The organism is Methanoregula sp. (genome assembly GCF_052325125.1).
In the GTDB taxonomy this organism is placed as follows: domain Archaea; phylum Halobacteriota; class Methanomicrobia; order Methanomicrobiales; family Methanospirillaceae; genus Methanoregula.
Window position 1 is genome coordinate 1 of record NZ_JBKQWO010000002.1, and the last position, 20199, is coordinate 20199.

The 20199-nt window shown below is 54.1% G+C and carries 18 protein-coding genes; 14 read left to right on the forward strand and 4 right to left on the reverse strand.

Features of this window, described 5'->3' with window-relative positions:
- Together ACLQMU_RS00580 and ACLQMU_RS00585 are read right to left on the reverse strand one after the other, a co-directional pair.
- Window positions 1-211, reverse strand: a 211-nt coding sequence (locus tag ACLQMU_RS00580) for a hypothetical protein (RefSeq protein WP_443673485.1), incomplete at its 3' end; no start/stop codon positions are given.
- 136 nt (window positions 212-347) lie between these two features.
- On the reverse strand, window positions 348-2393 hold the full coding sequence (locus ACLQMU_RS00585) for a sodium-translocating pyrophosphatase (protein WP_424039449.1): 2046 nt from the start codon (window positions 2391-2393) through the stop codon (window positions 348-350).
- A 488-nt stretch (window positions 2394-2881) separates the two neighbouring features.
- On the opposite strand from ACLQMU_RS00585, the gene ACLQMU_RS00590 reads away from it, so the two are divergent.
- From ACLQMU_RS00590 to ACLQMU_RS00640, 11 genes are all read left to right on the forward strand, one after another.
- Window positions 2882-4786, forward strand: a complete 1905-nt coding sequence (locus tag ACLQMU_RS00590) for an NADH-quinone oxidoreductase subunit 5 family protein (RefSeq protein WP_424039447.1) — start codon at window positions 2882-2884, stop codon at window positions 4784-4786.
- Window positions 4783-5640: a respiratory chain complex I subunit 1 family protein gene (locus ACLQMU_RS00595; protein ID WP_422149226.1), complete on the forward strand. Its 858-nt coding sequence runs from the start codon at window positions 4783-4785 to the stop codon at window positions 5638-5640. The genes ACLQMU_RS00590 and ACLQMU_RS00595 overlap by 4 nt, the downstream gene beginning before the upstream one ends.
- Window positions 5641-5644: 4 nt before the next feature.
- Window positions 5645-6133 carry an NADH-quinone oxidoreductase subunit B family protein gene (locus tag ACLQMU_RS00600; RefSeq protein WP_422149227.1) on the forward strand — a complete coding sequence of 163 codons (489 nt, stop codon included), beginning with the start codon at window positions 5645-5647 and terminating at the stop codon, window positions 6131-6133.
- A complete protein-coding gene (locus ACLQMU_RS00605; protein WP_422149228.1) occupies window positions 6134-6514 on the forward strand; it encodes an NADH-quinone oxidoreductase subunit C in 381 nt (126 codons plus the stop codon). It begins immediately after the preceding gene.
- Window positions 6499-7578, forward strand: a complete 1080-nt coding sequence (locus ACLQMU_RS00610; protein ID WP_424039444.1) for a hydrogenase large subunit — start codon at window positions 6499-6501, stop codon at window positions 7576-7578. The genes ACLQMU_RS00605 and ACLQMU_RS00610 overlap by 16 nt, the downstream gene beginning before the upstream one ends.
- Before the next feature lie 8 nt (window positions 7579-7586).
- A complete protein-coding gene (locus tag ACLQMU_RS00615) occupies window positions 7587-8003 on the forward strand; it encodes a 4Fe-4S dicluster domain-containing protein (RefSeq protein ID WP_422149230.1) in 417 nt (138 codons plus the stop codon).
- A 223-nt stretch (window positions 8004-8226) separates the two neighbouring features.
- The gene (locus tag ACLQMU_RS00620) at window positions 8227-8553 is read left to right on the forward strand and encodes a transcriptional regulator (RefSeq protein WP_422149231.1); all 327 of its coding nucleotides are present in this window, start codon (window positions 8227-8229) and stop codon (window positions 8551-8553) included.
- Window positions 8502-9095 carry a hypothetical protein gene (locus ACLQMU_RS00625; protein ID WP_424039442.1) on the forward strand — a complete coding sequence of 198 codons (594 nt, stop codon included), beginning with the start codon at window positions 8502-8504 and terminating at the stop codon, window positions 9093-9095. Before ACLQMU_RS00620 ends, ACLQMU_RS00625 begins: the two co-directional genes overlap by 52 nt.
- Complete coding sequence (locus ACLQMU_RS00630; RefSeq protein WP_443673486.1) at window positions 9092-9391, forward strand: type II toxin-antitoxin system PemK/MazF family toxin; 300 nt, start codon at window positions 9092-9094, stop codon at window positions 9389-9391. The genes ACLQMU_RS00625 and ACLQMU_RS00630 overlap by 4 nt, the downstream gene beginning before the upstream one ends.
- 349 nt (window positions 9392-9740) lie before the next feature.
- On the forward strand, window positions 9741-11090 hold the full coding sequence (locus ACLQMU_RS00635) for a hypothetical protein (RefSeq protein ID WP_424039441.1): 1350 nt from the start codon (window positions 9741-9743) through the stop codon (window positions 11088-11090).
- Window positions 11091-11887: 797 nt separating this feature from the next.
- Window positions 11888-13570, forward strand: a complete 1683-nt coding sequence (locus ACLQMU_RS00640; RefSeq protein ID WP_443673487.1) for a PAS domain S-box protein — start codon at window positions 11888-11890, stop codon at window positions 13568-13570.
- A 35-nt stretch (window positions 13571-13605) separates the two neighbouring features.
- On the opposite strand, the gene ACLQMU_RS00645 is transcribed toward ACLQMU_RS00640, so the two are convergent.
- Complete coding sequence (locus ACLQMU_RS00645) at window positions 13606-13815, reverse strand: hypothetical protein (protein ID WP_422150029.1); 210 nt, start codon at window positions 13813-13815, stop codon at window positions 13606-13608.
- 308 nt (window positions 13816-14123) lie between these two features.
- On the opposite strand from ACLQMU_RS00645, the gene ACLQMU_RS00650 reads away from it, so the two are divergent.
- On the forward strand, window positions 14124-15608 hold the full coding sequence (locus ACLQMU_RS00650; protein WP_422150030.1) for an adenosine deaminase family protein: 1485 nt from the start codon (window positions 14124-14126) through the stop codon (window positions 15606-15608).
- A gap of 328 nt (window positions 15609-15936) precedes the next feature.
- A complete protein-coding gene (locus tag ACLQMU_RS00655) occupies window positions 15937-16527 on the forward strand; it encodes an acetate uptake transporter (protein ID WP_443673488.1) in 591 nt (196 codons plus the stop codon).
- Window positions 16528-16779: 252 nt separating this feature from the next.
- Here the strand turns inward: ACLQMU_RS00655 and ACLQMU_RS00660 are convergent, their stop codons facing one another.
- On the reverse strand, window positions 16780-17265 hold the full coding sequence (locus tag ACLQMU_RS00660) for a cupredoxin domain-containing protein (RefSeq protein ID WP_422150032.1): 486 nt from the start codon (window positions 17263-17265) through the stop codon (window positions 16780-16782).
- Between the two features lie 400 nt (window positions 17266-17665).
- On the opposite strand from ACLQMU_RS00660, the gene ACLQMU_RS00665 reads away from it, so the two are divergent.
- Window positions 17666-20080, forward strand: a complete 2415-nt coding sequence (locus tag ACLQMU_RS00665) for a PAS domain-containing protein (protein ID WP_424039437.1) — start codon at window positions 17666-17668, stop codon at window positions 20078-20080.
- Window positions 20081-20199 lie beyond the last annotated feature (119 nt).

A 20199-nucleotide genomic window follows, 5' to 3' on the forward strand; every position in this document is an offset into this window, starting at 1 on the left:
GGCGCTTTTTTAGTCTTTGTATTCCTTTTGCATAGACGGGGTTGTGCAGGGATCTGCCCGGATGTATGATGGTCCGGGAACCGGAAGATCCGGTCACCGGATCGGGGAAGTTCCGGCATGGCGTGCACCGGTCCCACCGGATCGGCAGGGATTTTTCCCGGCCGGGATCGGGGAGCATATATGTTTTTTTTTCGTTTTGCCGGGTGTTCATGCCGGACCATCAGGCCCGGGAAACGGGAAAATCTTCACGGGCTTGTGGGGAACTCCGGATCCCGGCCGCTCTTATGCAGCAGGATTTCTTAGGTATGACTCCGGAAAACCGGCAGTAAAAAAGGATAGAGGAATTTTCAGATAAACAGCGGCGCGAGCACGAGCGAGAGTGTCGCCAGCAGCTTGATGAGCACGTGGAGCGAGGGTCCTGCCGTGTCCTTGAACGGGTCGCCCAGCGTGTCGCCAATGACCGCTGCCTTGTGGGCCTCGCTGCCCTTGCCGCCGTGGGCACCGCTCTCGATGTATTTCTTCGCGTTGTCCCATGCGCCGCCACCGTTGTTGAGGATCAGGGCGAGCAGGATACCGGTGATGGTCCCGACAAGGAGGAACCCGCCGAGCGCTTCGTATTTCATGGTCACGCCGATAAAGATCGGGAATGCGACCGCAAGAACACCGGGTATCACCATGTTCCAGAGTGCCCCGCGTGTGGTAATATCGATGACCCGGGCGTAGTCAGGCTTTTTCGTGCCTGCCATGATGGCCGGGTCCTTGAACTGGGTGCGGACTTCGTTGATGACGGTCTGGGCGGTCTTCGAAACCGCCCGGATGGCAAAGCCTGCAAAGAGGAAGATGAGCATCGCGCCAAGGAGCCCTCCGACAAAGACCGGGATTGAGGCGATGTTGACCATATCAAACGTCTTTCCTATCAGCCGGGAGATATCGGACATGTAGGCATTGAAGAGCAGGAACACGGCAAGCGCGGCGCTGCCGATTGCGTATCCCTTTGTCAGGGCCTTGGTGGTGTTGCCGGCTGCATCGAGGGCGTCCATGCGCTTCCTGACCTCTTCAGGGGCCTGGCTCATCTCGACGATACCGCCGGCGTTGTCGGCGATGGGGCCGAATGCGTCCATGGCAAGGACGTAGGCGCATACCGAGAGCATGCCGATCGTTGCAACTGCCGTGCCATAGATGCCACCGAACTCTATCCCGGTATTGGTGCCGCACCAGTAGGCGAGCAGCAGGGATGCACCGATGAGGATCGCCGGGATTGCCGTGGTCTCAAGGGCCACCGAGAAACCGGTGATGATGTTGGTGGCGGCGCCGGTCTCGGATGCGTCGGCGATCTCTTGTACCGGCCGGAAATGGCTGTCGGTGTAGTAGTGCGTGACCTTCAGGAACAGGACAGAAAGGACGATACCGACGAGACCGGCGGCATAGAACCACATATTGCCCCCCAGGAGCCAGGTCACAGCAACGTAGAGCAGGACAGCACTGATGATTGCGGTGATGTAGTACCCCCTGTTCATGGAGTCCATCGGGTCACCGTGCTCGGAGCCCCTGACCGTGAGGATACCTATGATGCTTGCAAGAAGGCCAAATGCGCACATCACGATGGGGAATAGTACGCCGTTCTCACCGAAGACCGGGAAGAGTGCGACACCGAGGATCATCGCACCGATATTCTCGGCTGCGGTGGACTCGAAGAGGTCAGCGCCACGGCCGGCACAGTCCCCGACATTGTCCCCGACAAGGTCTGCGATGACAGCGGGGTTCCGGACATCGTCCTCGGGGATACCTGCCTCGACTTTACCCACCAGGTCTGCACCGACATCAGCGGCCTTGGTGTAGATACCGCCGCCGAGCTGGGCAAAGAGGGCGACAAACGAGGCCCCGAAGCCGTAGCCGATAATAATGAACGGGGTGGTCTGGGGATTCGCCCCCATGGCGTAGTAGCTCAGCGAGATGCCCAGAAGACACATTGCGACAATGATCAGGCCCGAGATCGCACCGCCCCGGAACGAGGTCTCGAGAGCTTTTACCGCACTCGACTGGGCAGCGGCAGCGGTACGGACGTTTGACCGGACGGCGACCGACATGCCGATGACCCCGGCAAGGGCGCTGCAGGCCGCACCGAAGAGATACGCAAGCGCTGTATCTACGGCATACCCCTGCTGGCCGGTGAGGAAATACACGCAGAAGATAACGATGGCAAGAACGATTGCCAGGCCTGCGATGGTCGAATACTGCCTTTTTATGAATGCTTCCGCACCGACCCGGATTGCGTCGGCGACTTCCCTCATCTTGGGTGTCCCCTCATCCTGCGAGAGGACACTCCTGGCGAGAAGGCCCGCGACGATCAGTGCAATGATGCTTATGACAACGACAACTGCAATTTCAAACATTCCCTGACCTCCCTGTCATGTTATGGAACCCCGGTAAACAGACTGCGACCTGGCTTTAAACACACCTCTTCTCCAGAACAGCCGGTCCGATAGTAAGGCCATAACATATCAGGTTTGACGATCACACGGCAGGATTTTGTTCCAGCTCCGTGTGTTTGATACCCCTTCAGGATGGTGCCATGTTCTTTGTGGGACGTGAAATGGTCCCTGCCACGCCGGCCACCCGCCATCAGGACAGTATTACTGCATTTTTGTTACATTAAACATTTATCATAATTATTCCGGTCCGGTTCGCGGGCAATCCCCGTGCAACGCTCCGGTGGCACCGGTCACTGCCGGCGGGGGCGTGCGGGGGATTTGCGATCCCGGCAATACCGGGGAACCGGCGGATTTTTCCGGGAGTGCCCTGACCGGGACCGGCTTACGGTGATCGATTCAATACGATTAATAATGAAAAATCCCCATAGTTCCGGTGGGTGGATGTAAGCGTGCAGCTATTACTCTTTCTTATCCTGTTTCCGCTGATCACGGCGTTCTTCATGCTCGCGGTGCGCCGGGATTACGAGCGGAGGTGGATCGTAAAAATCTCCGCACTGCTGATAGGTGCAGTGACCGTTGTGCTTCTGGCGACCCAGTTTGACAAGGGAACCCTCTACTACGGGCTCAACGCCGAACCTGTCGACCAGCTCATGTTTGTCCTCGAGATGGGGATATCGCTCCTGATCCTCTGGTTCGCGGTCAGGTACCGCAATTACCTCGTGATGGCCCTCACCATTGTCGAGACTGCGCTGATCATCTGGTTCGAGGCTGCATTAACTCCCGCGGTACTGGTAAAGTCCCCCCTCTTTATCGACCAGTTCTCGATCATCATGGCCCTTATCGTGGGCATCATCGGGAGCCTGATCTGCGTGTACTCCCTCGGGTACATGCGGCATTTTTACCTGAATCATACGGGAATCCCTGACAGGACCAATACCTTCTTTCTCGTCATTTTTGTCTTCATCTCCGCAATGTTCGGGCTGGTCTTTTCAAACAGCCTCGTGTGGGTCTTCTTCTTCTGGGAAGTGACCACGCTTTGTTCGTTCCTCCTGATCGGGTTTACGAAGACCGAGGAGGCGACAAAGAACGCGTTTACCGCCCTGTGGATGAACCTCTTAGGCGGCATTGCATTCGCTGCAGCCATCGTCTACCTTACCTACCAGCCGGCGGGCATGCTCGGCCTTGACCAGGTCCTTGTCTCCGGAAAAGCACTCGTCCTCATACCGGCGGCGCTCGTCGGGTTTGCCGGTCTCACCAAGGCCGCCCAGATGCCATTTTCCTCGTGGCTGGTCGGTGCCATGGTGGCGCCGACGCCGGTCTCGGCCCTGCTGCATTCCAGCACGATGGTAAAGGCCGGTGTCTATATCCTGGTCCGGTTCGCGCCGATCTTCCAGGGGACCGTTATCGGCTATACCCTCGCGTTTGTCGGGGCGTTTACCTTCCTTATTGCGTCGGGGATCGCCATCTCCCAGACCAACGCGAAAAGGGTGCTTGCCTACTCCACGATTGCCAACCTCGGCCTTGTCACGGCCTGTGCAGGGATCGGGACGGCCGAGGCGATCTGGGCGGCGATCCTCCTGATCATCTTCCACGCGATCTCAAAGTCGCTCATGTTCCTCTCCGTGGGGACGGTCGAGCACCGGATCAGGAGCAGGGAGATCGAGGACATGAATGGCCTTATCGTCCGGATGCCCCGGGTTGCCGCGATGATGGTGATCGGGATCGCCGGCATGTTCCTCGCACCGTTCGGTATGCTGATCTCCAAGTGGGCGGCGATCCAGGCCTTCATCGATGCACCGTTCGGCCTCGCCTTTGTCGTGATCCTGATCTTCGGGAGCGCCCTCACCCTGTTTTTCTGGGCGAAATGGATGGGAAAACTGCTCGTCATCACGCCAAACGTGGAGAATGTCGAGGGGGCAGTTGACAAAAACGAGTGGATTGCGCTCGTCTCGCTCGCCGGGCTTACCACAGTTACCGCGTTTATCTTCCCGGTCATCTCCAGCGTACTCATCGAGCCGTTCCTGCGGGCGAACTACGGCAGCGTGGCCCTGCTCTCGCAGGATAACATCATCATCATGGTCATGATGCTGTTTTTGATCGTCCTCTTACCCCTGAGCATCCTCCTCCCCCACCGGAAACACCGGAACCTCCCTCCCTATATGGGCGGGGTGGCAACGACGCCCGATATGCATTTTGCGAGTTCGCTTGGCGTGCAGACGGAGATGAAACTGGCCAACTACTACGTCGGCCCGTGGTTCGGTGAGCCCCGGCTTGCGCGGGCCGGAGTCTGGCTCTGCACGGCCTTTATCGTGATCATGTTTGCCGCAGCAGTCGTCGGCGGGGGGTTCCTATGATCTCCCTTGCCGGGGCTGTTGCCTTTATCCTGCTCGCACCGGTCATCGGCGGCCTCATCGCAGGTATCGACCGCAAGGTAACCGCCCATATGCAGGGCCGGGTCGGCCCCTCCATCTTCCAGCCGTTCTACGATGTGGGCAAGCTCTTCGAGAAAGAGGATGCCGTGGTGAACGAGACGCAGCGCTTCTACGTGCTCAGTTACTTTATCTTCGCCATCTTCACAGGAGCGCTCTTCTTTGCCGGCGGGAACCTCCTTTTGGTGATCTTTGCGCTCACGCTTGCCGAGGTGTTCCTGGTCCTTGGCGCCTACGCGGCAAACTCCCCGTACAGCCACATCGGGGCGGAACGGGAACTGCTCCAGATCATGGCCTACGAGCCGATGTTCCTCCTTGCTGCGGTCGGGATGTACGTGGTCACAAAATCCTTCAACGTGAGCGATATCGCCGGCTTTTCGGGGCTGGTTTTCGTCCTGCTGCCGGGTGTTTTCCTTGGCTTTGTCTACATCCTGACGATCAAGCTGCGCAAGTCCCCGTTCGATATCTCGACCTCGCATCACGCCCATCAGGAGATCGTCAAGGGAGTCACGACCGAGTTCTCGGGCCCGGCGCTTGGCTTTATCGAGCTCACCCACTGGTACGAAGTGGTCTTCCTGCTGGGCTTCGTCTACCTGTTCTTTGCGGCAAGCCCGGTCATTGGTATCATCGCAATCATCATCGTCTACCTGCTCGAACTAGCCATAGACAACACCAACGCGAGGGTAAAGTGGCAGCTTGCCGTGAAGAGCTCGTGGGCAATCGCCCTTATCCTCGGCGCGGCAAACATCGCGGTCTTATACCTCCTCGGGAGGGTCTGAAACAATGGCATACCTGAAAAAATCCCCCTGGCTCATCCATTACGATGCATCGAGCTGCAACGGCTGCGATATCGAGGTCCTTGCCTGCCTCACGCCCATGTATGACGTGGAGCGCTTCGGGATCATCAATACCGGCAATCCCAAGCATGCCGATGTATTTGTCGTGACGGGATCGGTCAACGAGCAGAACAAGTACGTGATAAAAAACATCTACGACCAGATGCCGGACCCGAAGGTGGTCGTGGCCGTGGGGATCTGCGCCACGTCTGGAGGCGTCTTCAGGGAGTGCTACAATGTCGCGGGCGGGATCGATACGACCATACCGGTGGACGTCTACGTGCCCGGCTGTGCTGCCCGCCCCGAGTCCATCATCGACGGGATCGTGACGGCCCTTGGCATCCTTGAGGAAAAGCGCACCGCCATGGCAACCGGTGCCCTCCAGCAGCACCCGGCCCCGGCTGCCGCCGGGGAAAAACCCGCAGGAGGTGCATGAATGACTCTCGACCAGCAGACCACCATCCCGATCGGCATGGATGAACTGGTCATCCGCACGGCGCAGATGAAGAAGGACGGCTGCCGGCTTGTCCAGATCGGCTGCGCGCAAGTCGGCGACGACTTCGAGATCAACTATACGTTCGACAAGGACTTCGTGCTCACCAACCTGCGCACCACGGCAAAGCAGGACACGGTCATTCCCAGCGTGAGCGGGGTGTACTGGGGGGCGTTTGTCTACGAGAACGAGATCCACGACCTGTTCGGCATCACGGTTGCCGGGATCAATGTCGACTTTAAAGGGGTATTCATACGGACGACGGTCAGGCATCCGTTCACGGTCACCATAACAAAGGAGGACACCTCATGTCAAAACAAATAACCGTCCCGTTCGGGCCCCAGCACCCGGTGCTCCCGGAACCGATCCACCTCGACCTCGTCTTAGAAGACGAGCGGGTGGTGGACGTGATCCCCTCGATCGGGTACGTCCACCGGGGCCTCGAAAAGCTCGTGGAGAAACGGGAATACCCCGAGTACATCTACGTCGCGGAACGCATCTGCGGGATCTGCAGCTACATCCACAGCAACACCTATGCGGAGGGCATCGAGCAGATCATGAAGGTCGAGGTGCCCGAGCGTGCGCAGTACCTCAGAACCATCTGGTCGGAGTATTCGAGGCTGCACTCCCACCTCCTCTGGCTCGGGCTCTTTGCGGACGGCATGGGCTTTGAGAACCTGTTCATGACCGCGTGGAAGCTCCGGGAGCACATCCTCGATGACATGGAGGCGACCACGGGCGGCCGGGTGATCCAGGGCGTCTGCAAAGTCGGGGGTGTCAGGAAGGATATAACCCCCGAGAAACTGGACGGGATGCTCAGGGGGCTTAAGGACATGGAGCCGCAGCTCCGCGACCTCACGAACGTGTTTTTGAACGACGCATCGGTCAGCCACCGGCTCAAAGGGATCGGAGTGCTCGGGAAGGAGGACGCCTATTACCTCGGGGCGGTCGGCCCGACCGCCCGGGGGAGCGGGGTCGGAATCGATATCCGCCAGACCGGCTACGCGGCCTACGGGAAGATCAATTTCAAACCCGTCGTGGAGCACTCCGGGGACAGCTACGCCCGGTGTGCGGTGCGGGCAAAGGAGCTCTTCACCTCGATCGATATCATCGAACAGTGCGTAAAGAAGATCCCCGAGGGACCGGTCGAGGCAAAAGTGGTGGGGGCCCCGAACGGCGAGTATTTCTCCCGCGCCGAGCAGCCCCGGGGCGAGGTCGTCCACTACATCAAGGCGAACGGCAAGCGAAACCTCGTCCGGCACCGGGTGCGGACACCGACGTTTACGAACATCCCGCCGCTGCTGACAATGCTGAAGGGCTGCGAACTGGCAGACGTGCCGATCATCGTGCTGTCGATCGACCCCTGTATCGGCTGTTCGGAGAGGTGAACGAGGCCATGACCTACTTCGAGATGACAAAAACGATGGTCAAAAGCCTGTTCTCCCGCCCGGCCACCCTGATGTACCCGGCAAAACCGGCGAAGAAGACCCCCCTCTCCCGGGGGCACGTCACGATCAACCCGGACGGCTGCATCACCTGCCGGTCCTGCCAGCGCAAGTGCCCGGCTCAGGCCATCTGCGTGGAGGTCAAGGAGAAGACCTGGCAGATCGACCGGCTGCGCTGCGTTGTCTGCGACTGCTGTGTCGAGGTCTGCCCCACGAAGTGCCTCACGATGGACACCCAGTACTCACCGGCGACGACCACTCATGCCGGGTTGTACAAGGTGCCGGTAGCCGGGCCAAAGAAGAAGGAGCCGGCACCGGCGGCGGATGGGGCTGCAGTGGATGGAGCGAAGCCGGAGAAGAAGGACTAATCACCATCTATTTTTAAAAGTCGTGTTTTAAACAACCAATTCTCTCTCCTAAAATACAGCCCTCTTCTTCGCGCCAATTCGTCTCCTGAGGGGGACGGGACGCATCGCGATGAATCCTTGTTGCACCGACCCCTGCTTTCATTTACTTTAAACTTTAAGTAAATAACAAAGTAAATAATCCGGGCCACCTATCATCATGCAACAAACAAGGGAGGACACCCGTATGCAGAATGATATCCTCTCCATCCTGAATGAATCCGAAGGGCTCAACGCGAAAGTCTTCTCGCTCGTCCGCTTAAAACTGCTTGCAAGCCTTGCCGCACCCGGGCCTGACGGGGCAACCTACCGCGAGCTCAAGGCGGCGCTCGACATTAATGACGGCGTGTTGTTTGCGAACCTCAACGTCTTAAGAGACATGGGCTATCTCACTTCGGGGAAGATCACTTCGGAGGGAAAAGAACTCGAACTCTATACGATCACACCTGAAGGGCAGGATGAATGGAAGAGAACGAGGGCCTGGCTATGCAGGTTCCTCCGCTGCGGAGTATGACGATGGAAAAATACCGGAAAGTAATAGCCTTCTTTAAGGAACTGGGCTTTCAGTTTGACATTTCCCGGTTCGACGACCGGCTTATCGCCCAAAAACTTGTCTGCCTGCTTGACCTCAGGGGCATCGATTTCGGGTATTCGTGCAGCCTGTATGTACGTGGACCTTATTCTCCGGACCTGACCCAGGACCTGTACGCCTTCACCCGCGAGTTCGAGACCCTTGAAACCGGTTCCCGGCTGAATGCCGCAGAGAAAGAGGCGGCAGGGGAGCTCGGCAGGATCTTCGGTCTCAGACCCGTCCCTCTCGAAGTCGGCGCAACGTACGGCTATTATGCCCTGCGCCAGGGAAGCGATCCGCTCGAAGCCGTCAGGCAGGTAAAACGGCTCAAGCCGTTCTATTCCGAGGCGCAGATTGCGCTTGGGGTATCGAAGGCAAAGCAATTCCTCTTTACCCCGACAGAAAAGGATCTCGAAGCCTTAAAAGAGGAGACCGGGATCTGGCAGCGGGCATCGCTCACTTCCCTGGGGCGTAAAAACGGATGAAAAACGGCGACATCTGGCTCGTGGATCTCTCCGATGCGAAGGGGCATGAGCAGCGGGGCGAACGGCCTGCCGCTATTGTTGGGGTGCAAACGGTCTTGTCCTTGTCGTCCCGCTCACAAGTAACCTCGGCAGCGCCCGGTTCTCTCATACGTACCTGCTCTCCCCGGATCTGCATAACGGCCTCGATACCGAGAGCATCGCCCTCGTCTTCCAGATCGTTGCTCTCGACCGGGAGCGGTTCCGGCATCGGATCGGCACGGTGGGCGAACAGCACCGGCTCGCGATTGTGGCCCTGATCCGGGATTTGATGGGGATGGAATGATTTTTCCCGGCTCCGCTGCATCGTCCACGAATGCGGTGCCGGAACCTGCTCGATATAATACCTGTTTATGAACCTGCAATACCTCGGTTGACAACCTTAAAGGGTGGCATCTACAAGGTGACGGTAACTAGGCCGAAGAAGAATGAATAATTTTTTGAGAATAAGTGGAATTCGAATTTTTACCATTCATTGTATCTTAATTATTTCTCCACCTCTCTTCGGTGTAAATTGGTGAAGTCACATAAGTACATTGAATTTTCATTTCAATATATTTTAATAAATTAACAGATATGGTAATGAAATAAAGGAGTTTATTTTTTGTTATGGTCAATTCAAAAAAAATTATTAATCATTTACTCAAAATTACGACGAATACAAAAACAGACTCTTCAGATCACTTAAAACATTTTAACCATTGGTGGATGAATGAAGGAATCATCGTCGAATTAGATGAGGAGTCTGTAAAAGATAAGAATGAGATTCTTCGGGAGATTTTTCAAGATCCCTTTGTGAAAAATAACTTTCCTGTTCCTTTCATTGAAGACCAGATTAACCGAATGATTTCACTCTCATTTAAATTACCATTAGAAGAAAGACCCAAATTCTTTGTTGAGCAAATTAAAGAATTTCCCGATAATTTGAAAAAAAGCATAAAAGAATGGACAATAATTGTTCCAATAGACAACCTCAAAATCGAAAAAAAATTTACAATTGGGGATGTGATTTTTTATCCCTCTGATAACAACCAAAATTTTGATAGAATAGTTGATTTATTTAAGGAAGTTCTTAAAGAAAACACGCATTACTCGAACGAACAAAAAGAAGCGTTAATTAATGATCAATTGACGGTTTTAAGAGATTCCGCAAAAGGAAGTCTCGTAACTTTTGCAGAAGTTAAAACCAAAGGGATTATTGAAATTGCTCAAAATGAAGCAATGAATAAAATCAGAATGTCTTTAAATATCGCTCGACTTTATAATCTTCCCTATGATGGATCAAGCAGGATGTATTTCGGTATTTGCGGAGAGGTAATTCGATCGAATCTTCGGTATATTATGAGGTATGAATCGGGAAAACCTTCACTCCGCCCAAGAATGGAAAGAACTGGATTTGTACTACCTTTTGAATTTACAGAAAAAAGATTACAATTTATGAAAGAAAATGGGTTTAGCGATCTTGAATCCATCTTTGTAGCAAAAAAGCAAACCGATTTTGAAAAAAGATTATTGACCTCAATATATTGGTATGGTGAAGCGATTAATACTGAAATTCATTTCGATTCAAAAGACAATCTTGAATCAAGTTCTGATTTCACACATTTACAATATTTTAATTTAAATCAACAATTTTTAAAATTAATGGTGGCATTAGAATCAATTCTACTATTCGATGAAAATGAACCAATCACAAATAATATCGCTGAAAGAACAGCATTTTTATTAGCAAACTGTTTTAATGGAAGGAAAAAAGTTAAAAGAATAATTAAGGAACTCTACACTAAAAGAAGTGGCATTGTTCACCACGGAAAAAGTATCATCACTCCTTGGGATCTTGGTCAATTGAGTTGGATTGTTCAAAATACAATTTTTAAATTGATTAAGCTAAATAAGACAATCCCCTTAAAGGATAAAAAAGATTTACAAGAATACTTAGAGGAACTGAAATTGAGGTAGTTAATTTTCTCTCCCCAAAAATAACGATGGGGGGTGGGGGGTGACCCTCTCCTCAAAAAAAATCGGTAACCCCCCTCCCCCCTGCCTTGCCCTCAAAAAAAAATATGGTCGGACCGATCATTTTCAAAATCGGTCGGGGTGCCCTCTCTTTCTCCAGTGCCGTGCCCCTCATTTCCACTGGAGTTTCAGACGAGCGGGGGTGGTCGCCCCGACCATAGTCACGGATCGGTCGATCCGACCGATCGTACACATTGGTCGGGTCGACCTGCGATCCCCGCGGATCTGAGGCAGCCCCCCTCCCCCCACCACCCGCACCGCAAAAAAACCGGTCGGGCCGGCCGATTATTACAAGAGGTCACCCCCCACCCCCATTTTTCCGGAATCCGGCAGACCTGCATGACCAACCGCACTAAAAAAAAAAACACCGGGTCGCGATCTGAAGATTTGTAGAAAAGATCGCATCACGAGCCGGCAATTTACAAAAAAGATCGATGCGGTTGCTGCGGATCCTAAAAAAGTTCAGGTCCCGAGCTGGCAATTATAAAAAAAGGTTCGATCGAGTTGCTGAAGATTCTTAGAAAAGTTCGGCATCGCCCGGCCCGCGTGCTGCGGATCTCAAAAAAAGATCCGGGTGGTGATCCCCCTCCCCCCCCCACTACATTTTTTGGCAGGAAATAAGGAGCAGGAGCTGGTCGGGAATATCGATTACAAATATTCATTACATGAGAATGAAAATATTCCCGTTCATAATATGAGAGCACTGTCCGGCGGGGTAACACCGGGCGGAGTGTAAGACCATGTGGATCCCCGATATAAGAACCCTTTTTCTGATCCTTTTTCTCGTGAACGTATTTCTCACGCTCCTGCTTTTTTCCTTCTGGAAGTCCCAGAGGACCTATGACGGGTTCAGGACATGGATGCTCTCCCTGCTCGTCATTTCCTGCGGGTATTTCCTGCTCATGACCGGTGGATCCCTGCCCGTTTTTCTCTCCACCATTGTTGCAGATCTTTTGATCGCGCTCTCGGTCATGATGCGGCTTGACAGTACCGGGAAGTATTTTCGGACAAAGGCGCTCTCCCCGATCATTTACAGCATCCTTATTCCAGCCGCTCTCCTGTTTCTCTGGTTTACGTATCGTGTCGACTCAGTGGTCATCCGCGGCGTGATCGTAGGGCTGCTCATTGTTCCCTGTTTTGTTGCGACCGCTTTCATCGCGATACGGTTCCGGGAACAGGAAACCCGGTCGCTCAGGTACGGCTTTGCCATGGCCCTCCTGGTAACGGCCCTCCTCTGGACCGTGATAATCGTTGCAGCGATTATCACCCCCGGGAATCACTCGCTTTCAAACCCGGATCCCCTAAATTCAATCTTCTTCATCGTCACGATCCTCATGGATATCGTCGCCACGGTGTTCTTCCTGTTACTCAATATGGCCCGGACCCAGACCGAGCTCCGGGAAAGCGAAGAGCGGTACCGGAACCTTGTGGACAACCTCCCCGATTATATCGTCATCCACGACAAGGAGTTCATCCACTACGCCAACCCGGCAGCGACCCGGCTCCTGGGACCCGCACAGGGAACCCTTGCCGGGCAATCGATCTATTCCTTCCTGACACCGGCGAGCGCTGAGGCTGCACGAGCGGTTATCAATGCAAGCCGGAGTGGAGGTTTCCCGGAATATCTCAGCGAGATTGATATCCAGCTCCGGGACGGCACGGTCCGCCACTGCCTGATCAAGACCGTCCGGATCGAAGACAAGGGGCTCCCTTCAGGCTTATCGGTCATTACCGATATCACCGAGCGGAAGGCAGCAGAGGATGCACTCTCCCGTGCAAATAACAAACTCACCATTCTCTCATCAATAACCCGGCACGACATCAAGAACCAGCTCATGGCCCTCTCGATATATCTTCAGCTTTCCAAAGAAGAACTCGAAACTGTTCCCACCGCATCAGAGTATCTCAAAAAAGAAATGACGATTGCTGAAATAATGGGACACCAGATTGATTTCACGAAAATCTACGAGGATATGGGAACAACCGCGCCCATCTGGCAGAATGTCAATGAAAGTGTCCGGCGGGCGGTTGCAGCCCTGCCCATGCGGGATGTGCAGGTGGAGGTTGTCCGGTCGGATCTCGCAATTTATGCAGATCCCCTCTTCGAGAAAGTCTTCTATAACCTGATCGACAATGCCCTCAGGTATGGTGGAGATACCATGACGAAGATCTCCATCTCCTGCAATGAAACCGACAAAGGGCTCGTCCTTATCTGCAAGGATGATGGTGTCGGGATTACCAAAGAGGACAAAGAACACCTGTTCGAGCGTGGGTTCGGGAAGCATACGGGACTTGGCCTCTTCCTCTCCCGCGAGATCCTTTCGATAACCGGCATCACCATCGTGGAGAACGGGGAACCGGGGAAAGGGGCACGTTTCGAGATGAACGTGCCGGAAGGAGCGTACCGGTTCGGACAGTCATGATACTGGCAGAAAGCCTGGAAAACCATTCTTTTTTATCAGTAAGCATGTATCGATCTGCCGGATACAAAAATGAGTGCAACGGATTTTGGGTTCTGCATAGGATATACCGCACCGGGGAACCTCTTTGTGTTGAGTACGCAGTCTGTTATGCCGTTTGAAATGAATTTCAGATCGAAGGAATCAGCAATCGATCCGGAAACGACGATATTTACGATTTTTAATGAGTCTGGCTCACTCTCTTTCATAGGTTAAAAATGGGACAAAAGACCCTATTAATAAATAACTTCACCGGGGTGAAAACAGGGAAGTGCCCATTTTTGCAGCATAATTTTTAAAAATTTGGGCAACGCTGTGAGTTACTGAATGCCGGCCAATTTCAAAATTATTTTTGGGCCACTTGTGGCAGGGTATTCTTTTCATCATCCCATGGGCCCTGAGGGAGACCCCCTCCATGCGAAACAGCGAGCCGTCCCGCGGAAAAATCACCGGCAGCAGTTCCGCAACATACATAAGAGAAACGGAATAAAAGGGAAACCATACACGGGATTCTCCTATGGATTCGCGCCGCATCCTGCCCCTCATCGTACTGATCGTTCTTCTTCTCCTCTGGGTCGCACCCTGCGGCGCATCCGGCTACGGGACACCGGGCCAGTTTTTTTCAGGCCCCGGCATCTCCGCAGTCTCCGCGCATTTCGCATCGATACGGTCCGATCCCAACGAACTGTATGCATTTTTCCTTGCCATGCCAAAAGGCGGCGACCTCCATAACCACCTGACCGGCGCCGTCTACCCCGAAGACACCATCGACATTGCCGCCCGGCACGGGTTGTACGTGGACCCGGCCTCCGGGCAACTCTATGCCAGCAACACTGCCCCGGCTCTCATCCCGGTTTCCGTCGCGTACAGCAACGCGACACTGTACTCCATGCTCGTCGATGACTGGTCCATGCGGGATTACCCGGAGAACACCGGCTCCGGGAGCCAGTGGTTCTTCAAGACATTCGGCCTGATCGGGCCGGCCAAGAGCTACATGGGAGAGATGATCGCAGCGGTCCGCAACCGGGCCGCACAGGAAAATCTCCTCTACATCGAGACGATGATGCACGTGCCGGGAAATTCGGCGCAGGTCCAGCAGGTCGAAGCGAACGTCACCTGGAACGACAACCTGAGCGTGATGCGGGAAGAGCTTCTCGATGCGGGACTCCGGGATATCTGCCGCGAGAATGCGGAGAAGCTCGCATCCCTCGACGCGACGGGATATACCCTGAGCAACCCTGCCGGGAAAAATGTCACGGTACGGTATCTTTACGAGGCAGTCCGGATCAACCCGAAGAAAGATGTCTATACCGATCTTGTCCAGGCATTTGAGACCGCAAACCAGTCCCCGCTCGTCGTCGGGATCAATTTTGTCGGCGAAGAGGACACCTATTACGCCCGGACCGATTACCACCTCCACATGGAGATGATCGGCTACCTCCACACGGTCTACCCGAACGTTCCCATTGCCCTCCATGCCGGGGAACAGACGACCGGACTTGTCCCGCCCGAAGACCTCCGGTTCCACATCGCCGATGCGATTGCCACGGCCCACGCCTCGCGTATCGGACACGGCGTCGACATCATGGAGGAGAACGATTCGGAGAAGACGCTGGATACCATGGCAGAAGAAAAAATCCCCATCGAGATCCTGCTCACCAGTAACGACCAGATCCTCCATGTCAGCGGAGCCGATCACCCGGTGTCGGTGTACCTGAGCCACGACGTACCCGTCGTGCTCGGGACCGATGACCCGGGTGTCGAGCGGACCGATCTGACCGAACAATATGTCCTGCTCGCTCTCCAGCACCCGGATATTTCCTATGAACAGATCCGCGAGATAAACGAGAACGGCATCAGGTACAGTTTCCTTCCCGGACCGGAGAAAGAAGAGATGCTCGGGGATCTTGAGAACAAACTCGATCAGTTCGAACGGTCCTTTGCGGTCGGGCAGGTTCCTGCCCCGTACAGCATTATTTCCGGCGAACCCCAGACCGCATAAGAATCGTGCCGGCACGGGCATTCCTTTTCCTCGCGTGGCCGGTATCCCCCTAGTCCTGAAAAGGCAGTCGAACAGCATACCCGGGATCAGACTATGAATCCTGCACAAACTGCTGCACGAGCACCTGTCAGGAGACTCGTGATCCGGGAACAGGCATCCACCACCGGAATCATAAACGAAAGGTTAAGGTAAGTGACAAAGAGATCAATGCACTGATTATCTGGATCGATATCGCAAGTATCCTGTCCGATATCGGGGAAACTCGAGCCTGTGCCAAAAATGCGAACAGCCGTCCTTATACGCCGGATTATTCAGTTTGAGTGATTTCATGGTGAACAATGAAGAAACAAACAGGAACAACATTTTCCTCATGGATAAGACCGCAAACCCGGCACCGCTCGGGCTCTGCGCATTTGGGACGACGACCATTCTTCTGAGCCTTTGGAATGCCGGGATCATCGGTCTCTCCAGTCCGATTCTTGCCATGGCAATTTTTTATGGCGGAATAGCCCAGATCATTGCCGGGCTCATGGAATGGAAGAAAAACAATAATTTCGGGTTTTTGACCTTCGTGAGTTTCGGGTTCTTCTGGATGACCTTTGCCGGCGTCCTGATGCTCCCGGTTCTTGGCCTTGCCAAAGCCCCCGGGCCTGCTGACCTTGCCGCGTTCCTCGCGGTGTGGGGGATCGTCGCGCTCGGTCTCCTGATCTGTACCCTGAATATGCACCGAAGCCTTCAGGTGACCGTCCTTGCGGTCTTCCTGTTGATTGTAATTCTTGTTGCAGCTGAGCTGACGGGAAGCGGCCTCATCAAACTGGCTGGCGGAGTGATGGGGGTAATCGCCGGGGGCCTTGCGCTCTACATCGGCATTGGCCAGGTTATTAATGAAGTCCACAACCGGAAAATATTTCCGGTCTGATCGTTTTTTCCCTTACATAAGCTTTTTTCTGTCCCCCTTCTTTACGGTGCCCGGCTGATCCCCGGTATCCTCTCCTGCAGGCATTTCCCCAGAGTCTCGTGCCTCCTGCCGGTCGTGTGGAGGCATCGTGTCCTTTCCGGGATAATGGCTGCATTCTCCCTTCTTTGCCCGAAAATTATTTTTTCAATGTTTTTTACAGGTTCATGGAGTGATGAAGGGGCACTTCCCAAAACACCATAAAAAAGATTTGTTTTACTGGGCTACCGTCACCGTTCCTCTCATGAACGGATGGATGGTGCATAGGTACGTGTACTTCCCGGTCTGGTTGAACGTGAACTGGAACGTATCTCCCTGATGCAGTAGGGGCGAATTGAGTGTCGCGGGCGATGGTGCTACCGAGGTGACCGTATGATCTACAGGGTCCAGGTTCGTCCACGTCACGGTGGTCCCGGGGGTCACCGTTATCGATGCAGGGATATAGGAATAATTCTGTATGGCCACTGACGCCTGTCCTGAAAAGGAGGATGCCGTTACAACCGGCGTGACGGGTGCCGTCATCGCCATCGTCGTGACAGCCGGTGGGACAGGTGTTGCTGCCGTAGTCGGCGGTACGGTCTGTGCCGGGGAGGTTGCCGGAGTCGGTGACGATGAAGAAGATACACATCCGGCAAGACACAGGGCGGCAATCAGGATAAGGGTAAGAGCCGCTCCGGGTACAGGATACGCATGAGCATGCATACGTTGGACTCATTTCTTCCGGTATATAATAATACCGGAGCTGATGTTTTTGGCGTTTACGGCAATAATCACGATTACATATCTCGCAGGAAAAATCTCTCATCAAATGCCAGGCACTTTAGAACCGGCAAGGCCACCGTAGTCTCTCCCTTCTAGCGCACACCACTCACGGAGCAAGAAGGAAATTAAAACTATAATCCGGGTACGGCGGTGTTTAACTCCAACTATAATCACCGTACCGTTCAACAGGTGGGATGGGGCATGATGTTACACCGCACAACATCCGCTCCCCCCTGCCACGTTTGAACAGGCTCGTGCGGCCCTGGGAAAAAGGAGTGCATTCATCCAGTCATGATCGTAGCGAAGTCTTTAAAAGTTAAGGTTTTATATTCATCAACCCATGAACGAGAAGATCGAACCGACACCTTTTGATCAGCGACTCTTTTTGATCTTCATCGTAACGTTCGCAACGATGACGGCCTTCGAATTTGCCGGGCAGTTCTTCTATCCGCATCCTCCCGACTGGCGCTCAAACCTGATCACAAGCCTCTTTGCGAGCGCGCTTGCCGTCATCATTGCCTACTTTCCCCTCAACGCCTATTATACCGAAAGTGCCCGGGTATTCTCGGAGATGGAGAGACGCCACCGGGTGGAAACAGACTTACGGGAGAGCGAATCACGCCTCGGCAGTATCATCCGTGTCGCCCCCATCGGTATCTGTGCCGTATCCGACCGGATCATCCAGATGGTCAACGACCAGCTCTGCACTATAACCGGGTACACTGCTGAAGAACTCACCGGCACTTCCACCCGTCTCCTTTACCCGGCGCAGGAGGACTATGACTCTGTCGGCAGGGAGATTTGCGCCCAGATCGCACAGGACGGGTCCGGTGAGATCGAGACCCGGTGGCGAAGGAAAGACGGAGCGATTATTGATGTCCTCCTTTCTTCGACCCCGGTCGATCCTTCGGACATCTCCTCTGGTCTTACCTTCACTGCGCTGGACATCACCGAGCAGAAGAGGGCGGAGATGGTATTGCGGGAGTCCGAGAATAAATTTGCCACGGTCTTCCGGACCAGCCCGGTTGCGCTCTCGCTCGTATCGGTAACAGAGGGAACATTCCTTGATGTCAATGATGCCTTCGTGAAAAATACCGGGTATTCCCGCGATGAAGTGATTGGCAGAACGGCAGAATCTCTGGGGCTGGTAGCCGACAGGAAAGATCTTGAGCGGATGATCTCCCTGCTCCGGGACCACCGGGGCGTGTCCGGCATGGAAGTCAGGTGCCGGATAAAAAACGGAGAGATCCGGACCTGCCTGTTTTCATCCAGCATTACCCTGATGGGAGGAAAACCCTACGTTCTCTCCAGCGTTGCGGATATCACCGAAGGTAAAAAAGCCGAAGAAGCACTCCGGGAGAGCGAGGAGCGATTCCGCACTATCCTCAATTCAATGCAATCCGGCATCGTCATCATCGATTCCCATACTCACAGAATTCTTGACGTGAATCCTAAAGCGCTCGAAATGATCGGGGAAATGAAAGAATCGGTTGTTGGCGCGGTCTGTCACAACTTTATCTGCCCCGCTGAATCAGGCAAATGCCCGGTCATGGATCTGGGGCAGGCGATTGATTCCTCTGAACGAATCCTTCTCACCTCCCGTGGGCAAAAGATTCCCATTCTCAAGAGTGTTATAAAAACGATGCTTGGGGGAAGAGAGGTACTGGTAGAATCTTTCTTTGACGTCACCGAACGCAAGAAAGCCGAAGAGGCGCTCCGGGAGAGCGAGGAAAAATTCCGGACGGTCGTCGAGAATACCCTTGATGGCATCCTGATTGTTTCCATGACCGGCGAGATTCTCTTTGGTAACCGGGCGTTGGCGAACATTTTCGATGCGGAGGGCAAATCTCATCGGTCCGGTACGACAAACGTCATGAAGTATATTGCTCCTGAATCACGATCCCAGGTTCTCAGCGACTTCAGCCAGGTCGCGCAGGGGATCGATAGCTACCCTATGACTTACCGGGCCATCACTGCCACCGGACGGCGGATCTGGGTTGAGTGCATCGGGAAGCGGATCCTGTTCCAGAATTTGCCCGCCATCCTCATCTCGATGAAGGACATCTCTTCCCGGAAACACATGGAGGAGGCGATCCTGCGGGCAAACAAGAAGCTCAACCTTCTTTCAGGCATCACCCGCCATGACATCAACAACCAGCTCCAGGTACTGAACGGGTATATCGATCTGTTGCACATGACCGTGCCAGATCCTTCGTTTGAAGACCATTTCTCCCATATCATGGAGGCAAGCAGCCGGATTACTACCATGATCCGGTTCACCAAAGAATACGAGGAGATCGGTGTACATGCTGCGCTCTGGCAGGACCTTCACGCCCTCATGAATAGTGCGGTAAAGGGTGCCACGCTCGGACAGGTCACGCTCAAAAACGATCTTCCCGCCAGCACCGAAGTATTCGCTGACCCGCTGATCGTCAAGGTCTTTTTTAACCTGATAGATAATGCCCTGCGGCATGGGAACAGGACCACGACCATCCGGTTCTCGTTTGAAGCAGGCAACGGGCATGGGATCATTGTGTGTGAAGACGATGGCAGCGGTGTGCCGGAGGAGAACAAGGAAAAGATCTTCACAAGAGGGTTTGGGAAGAACACCGGGCTCGGACTGGCCATTTCCCGGGAAATTCTCGACATTACCGGTATCACGATCAGAGAGACCGGAGAGCCCGGCAGGGGGGCGCGGTTCGAGATTGTCGTGCCAGAAGAAGCATACCGGTTTGTCAATCCGGCGGAGGAGTAATTGCCGGGAGCCTTTTCACCCGACAGGGCACTCACGTATGGGACCTGATATCCGGCCCGGCAGAATACCCAAGCCTCAAACTGCCTACCTCCCGCACCGGAGTGCCCCGGTAAAAACCG

What these genes read in the sequence shown, in the direction of transcription:
- ACLQMU_RS00585 (WP_424039449.1), bottom strand. Translation starts at nt 2,393, where the DNA reads ATGTTTGAAATTGCAGTTGTCGTTGTCATAAGCATCATTGCACTGATC.
- ACLQMU_RS00595 (WP_422149226.1), top strand. Translation starts at nt 4,783, where the DNA reads ATGATCTCCCTTGCCGGGGCTGTTGCCTTTATCCTGCTCGCACCGGTC.
- ACLQMU_RS00600 (WP_422149227.1), top strand. Translation starts at nt 5,645, where the DNA reads ATGGCATACCTGAAAAAATCCCCCTGGCTCATCCATTACGATGCATCG.
- ACLQMU_RS00605 (WP_422149228.1), top strand. Translation starts at nt 6,134, where the DNA reads ATGACTCTCGACCAGCAGACCACCATCCCGATCGGCATGGATGAACTG.
- ACLQMU_RS00610 (WP_424039444.1), top strand. Translation starts at nt 6,499, where the DNA reads ATGTCAAAACAAATAACCGTCCCGTTCGGGCCCCAGCACCCGGTGCTC.
- ACLQMU_RS00615 (WP_422149230.1), top strand. Translation starts at nt 7,587, where the DNA reads ATGACCTACTTCGAGATGACAAAAACGATGGTCAAAAGCCTGTTCTCC.
- ACLQMU_RS00620 (WP_422149231.1), top strand. Translation starts at nt 8,227, where the DNA reads ATGCAGAATGATATCCTCTCCATCCTGAATGAATCCGAAGGGCTCAAC.
- ACLQMU_RS00625 (WP_424039442.1), top strand. Translation starts at nt 8,502, where the DNA reads ATGGAAGAGAACGAGGGCCTGGCTATGCAGGTTCCTCCGCTGCGGAGT.
- ACLQMU_RS00630 (WP_443673486.1), top strand. Translation starts at nt 9,092, where the DNA reads ATGAAAAACGGCGACATCTGGCTCGTGGATCTCTCCGATGCGAAGGGG.
- ACLQMU_RS00635 (WP_424039441.1), top strand. Translation starts at nt 9,741, where the DNA reads ATGGTCAATTCAAAAAAAATTATTAATCATTTACTCAAAATTACGACG.
- ACLQMU_RS00640 (WP_443673487.1), top strand. Translation starts at nt 11,888, where the DNA reads ATGTGGATCCCCGATATAAGAACCCTTTTTCTGATCCTTTTTCTCGTG.
- ACLQMU_RS00645 (WP_422150029.1), bottom strand. Translation starts at nt 13,815, where the DNA reads ATGAAAGAGAGTGAGCCAGACTCATTAAAAATCGTAAATATCGTCGTT.
- ACLQMU_RS00650 (WP_422150030.1), top strand. Translation starts at nt 14,124, where the DNA reads ATGGATTCGCGCCGCATCCTGCCCCTCATCGTACTGATCGTTCTTCTT.
- ACLQMU_RS00655 (WP_443673488.1), top strand. Translation starts at nt 15,937, where the DNA reads ATGGTGAACAATGAAGAAACAAACAGGAACAACATTTTCCTCATGGAT.
- ACLQMU_RS00660 (WP_422150032.1), bottom strand. Translation starts at nt 17,265, where the DNA reads ATGCATGCTCATGCGTATCCTGTACCCGGAGCGGCTCTTACCCTTATC.
- ACLQMU_RS00665 (WP_424039437.1), top strand. Translation starts at nt 17,666, where the DNA reads ATGAACGAGAAGATCGAACCGACACCTTTTGATCAGCGACTCTTTTTG.